3 protein-coding genes are annotated in these 4,170 nt (G+C 39.7%); all 3 read left to right on the plus strand.

The window, feature by feature from the left end; translation table 11 throughout:
* On the plus strand, window positions 1–1,556 hold a 1,556-nt coding region (locus AC1DUW_RS22225), incomplete at its 5' end, for a GMC oxidoreductase (RefSeq protein WP_477643485.1).
* 111 nt (window positions 1,557–1,667) lie between these two features.
* On the plus strand, window positions 1,668–3,056 hold the full coding sequence (locus AC1DUW_RS22230; RefSeq protein ID WP_053346202.1) for an MFS transporter: 1,389 nt from the start codon (window positions 1,668–1,670) through the stop codon (window positions 3,054–3,056).
* Between the two features lie 318 nt (window positions 3,057–3,374).
* Window positions 3,375–4,170, plus strand: a 796-nt coding sequence (locus AC1DUW_RS22235) for a thiamine pyrophosphate-binding protein (protein WP_477643486.1), incomplete at its 3' end; no start/stop codon positions are given.

The raw sequence follows: 4,170 nt of genomic DNA on the forward strand, positions 1-4,170 counted from the left end.
GGATAAAAGAAATGGAAAAGCACTACGACATCATTATAATCGGTACTGGTGCTGGTGGTGGGACTTTGGCTTACGCATTAAAAGACAGCGGAATGAAAATTCTGATTTTAGAGCGTGGCGACTATCTGCCAGAGGAACCAGAAAATTGGAATACGAAAGCAGTATTCACAGAAAAACGCTATAAAACGAAGGAATACTGGTACGACGAACAAGGAAATCCTTTCTCGCCAGGAACTAATTATTGTGTAGGAGGTAATACAAAAGTTTATGGTGCTGTTATGTACCGATTACGAAAAGAAGACTTTAAGGAGATTAAACATGAGGGCGGTATTTCGCCAGCTTGGCCGATAGACTATGAAGACCTAGAACCTTACTATGCTCGTGCTGAAGAACTTTATCTTGTACATGGTAAATCAGGAGAAGATTTAACGGATCCCCCGCGGTCTTCACCTTTTCCTTTTCCAGAAGTTCCTCATGAACCGACATTAGAAAAAATTGCAGCTAGGTTGAAGAAACAAGGACTGAACCCTCTACATCTTCCTATGGCTGTTGACTTACACGAAGGCGGGAAATGTATACGCTGTAAAACATGTGATGGATTCCCATGTAATATCCATGCGAAGGGCGATGCGGATGTGTGCTGTATACAGCCAGCACTTAAATCTCCGAATGTAACTATGATTACAAATGCTTATGCTCACCGAATTTTGACAGATGAAAGTGGAAGTCGTGCTACTGCAGTCGAATTTGAGAAGGATGGAAAAWTTTTTATAGCAGTGGCTGACACTATTGTGGCTTCATGTGGTGCTGTAAATTCATCTGCTTTACTTTTACGTTCGGCGAATGCCAAGCATCCTGAAGGATTAGCAAACCAATCGGGCTTAGTTGGACGTAATTATATGATGCATATTAACACTGCGGTCATTGCTTTGGAGCCTAAGGAAAATCCGACTGTCTTCCAAAAAACATTTGCACTTAATGACTTTTACTTTGGTAGCTCTACTTTCCCTTACCCTATGGGAAATGTACAAATGCTTGGGAAACTGCAAGGATCTATGATGAAAGATAAAAAGCCGTTCATCCCTTACCCAATTCTGAACGGTGTTGCAAAGCGAAGTATAGATTTCTTACTTATGTCCGAAGACCTCCCAGATAATGAAAATCGCGTGACTTTAACCGAAGACGGTAAGATTCAGGTTCGATATAAAGTGAATAACATGAATGCTCATAAAGAATTAATTAAAGAGACAAAAAAAATGCTTAAGAGGGCTGGATATCCAATCTTAGTGGCTCAGCCGATGGGGGGAATAGAAACAAATTCCCATCAGTGCGGTACGATTCGTTTTGGTAATGACCCTGCTGCCTCAGTCCTTGATCAATACTGTCGAGCCCATACGGTTCAAAACTTATATGTCATGGATGCATCGTTTTTCCCATCATCAGCAGCACTAAATCCAGTTCTAACTATCGTTGCACAAGCGTTACGTGTTGGGAATCATCTACTTAAGCAAAAGCCCATATTACCAGTTGGTGAAAGTATGCATGTGTCAAAGTGAAATTGTAAAAATGGCCTGATTATGGAAATCAATGAAGGTTAAAACTAGATGCATTACTAAATGTACGAAAACTGAGTAAGGTATGTAATTAAAAGAAGGGAAGTGAGAAGAATGAGTGAATTATTGAAAGCGGATACATTAAAAACGAGTACAAGTTTGAATGACAGATCAAATAAGATAGGTGTAATGGAGAAAGTGAGCTTTGGATTAGGAGATATGGCTTCAAATTTTATTTGGGGCATGACCGCGAGTTATTTACTCTTTTTCTATACCAATGTTTATGGTATTTCAGCAGCTGCAGTTGGCACCTTGTTTTTAATTACAAGAATATGCGATGCCGTTGCTAATCCAGTGATGGGCATTATAGTTGATAGAACTAAAAGTAAACATGGAAAAGCCAGGCCATATTTGCTTTACCTATCCATACCTCTTGGGGTTCTGAGTGTATTAACCTTTATTACACCAGATTTTTCAGACACCGGGAAACTAATATATGCATATATAACATATTTTTTACTAGGACTCTGTTATACAGCGGTCAATCTTCCTTATGGTTCAATGTTAACAATGATGACACAAGATAAGCATGAAAGGCAACAATTAGGTAGTTATCGTACGATGGGAATGGGGATGGGTGCTACTATTGTAGCTTTTTGTACCTTGCCATTAGTCAGCCTTTTCGGGAATGGAAATCAGCAAGTGGGGTTCCCAATTGTGATGGCCTTATATTCTATCCTTGGTACAATAATGTTTTTCCTTGTTTTTAAAAACTGTAAAGAACGATTTGCAGAGTATACAGAAATAGGAGATAAAGATGAAACTAGGAAACAAGTAATCAATATGTTTAAAAATAAACCTTGGATATTGCTTACTATTAGTTGTTTAATGCAATACTTAGGACTAGGAGCGGTGTCTGGTATCATTATCTATTATGCAGCGTATGTTCTAAACGTACCTGCAATGGCTACAATTTTATTGGTAGTGGTCAATGGAGGCAACTTCGTSGGTGGCCTAATTGCAAGCCCTATTTTAAAACGATTTGGTAATAGAAATGGAAATCTCATCGCCCTTGCCGGAGCTTTATTATCATTTATTCTTCTAATCTTTCTAGGTGAACAAACTATCCTTTTTACTATTTTGATGCTTATTACCTACATTTTAATGGGAGTGAGTTTTGCAGCGATCTATGCGATGTTGAGTGATACAGTTGATTATCAAGAGTGGAAATTTGGGAAGAAAAGTGAAAGTTTGCTATATTCTTCATATAGCTTCGCTACCTTATTCGGTATTGCGATAGGTTCTGCACTCGTAGGGTATGCATTAGGATGGGCGGGGTATGACCCAAACGCAATTACGGATGGAGCTCGAAGCGCCATCTCCATTATACTGTTTACTAGTGGCATTTTATTCACAGCACTTCAGATTCTTCCACTCCTGTTCTATAAGCTAGACAGATATCATGGACAAATTCTTAACGAGCTAAATGATAGAAGACCGTAATGGTGGAGCCTCCAAGCACTTTGTTATGAAAAAAAGATAACTGCTATGAGACAAGTTTAAGAAGGAATTGTCATGTGTGATAGCAGATCTATTTATCTGAATATATTAAATTATATAAAAATTGTTCTTTACAAAAAATTATTAAAATGTTAGTTTTGTTAGTGAACCGGTCAACAAAGAAAAAGTATGAACCAAATATGTTAAGGTTGACCGGTCAACAAAAAACTAAATATAAAAGGTAATCCTGATAAGAGTGATTCAATTTTGGGTCTATCGTAGAGGTGAACCGGTCAACAAAACGAGAAAGGGAGAAAAATTATGAGCAAATCAATCGATACCGTGAAAAATGAAGTCGAAAAATTGAGTAATGGTGCAAGTAGTCGTAAGACATTAACAGGTAGTCAAATTATTGCGAAGGCTTTAAAAAATTATGGAGTTCCTTATGTTGCAGGTATTCCTGGTCATGGAAGCTGGACACTCATGGATGCTTTCCATCAGGAAGGCTGTGAAATTCCCTTTATCCAGATGATGCACGAGCAAAGTGCTGTTCATCTCGCAGACGGATATTACCGTGCTTCTGGAAAACCGATGGCTGCTATGACTTCCGTGGGTCCTGGTGCAGCAAATACGATAATTGGATTAGCCGCAGCCTATGCCGACTCGACGGCCACTCTTCTTCTTACTGGTGGGGTTGGAACCCATATGCGTGGTCACGGATGCATGCAGGAATTAGATCGTTACCACTCTAACGATTTTAATCGCGTCACTGAAGGAGTAACTAAGCGAAATTGGGAAGTCAGCCGAGTTGATGAGCTTCCGTTCATTATGCACCGTGCCTTTAACTCTATGTTGAGTGGAAGACCAGGTCCCGTACATGTAGAAGTTCCAATGGACGTACAAGCTGAAAGTGCAGATGTTGAAATTCATGATCTTAAGAAAAGAATGCCGATGGGAAGACTTCGTCCTGACCCAGAGGCAATCGAAGCCGCAGCAAAATTACTGTTGTCCTCTGAACGACCAGTGATTGTTGTCGGAGGTGGCGCCATCACGGCAGAAGCTTCACCTGAATTGCGTCAACTGGCGGAAGTAGTTGGGGCAGCTGTAGTAACAACAT

Source organism: Peribacillus sp. P4_C12, assembly GCF_056402095.1.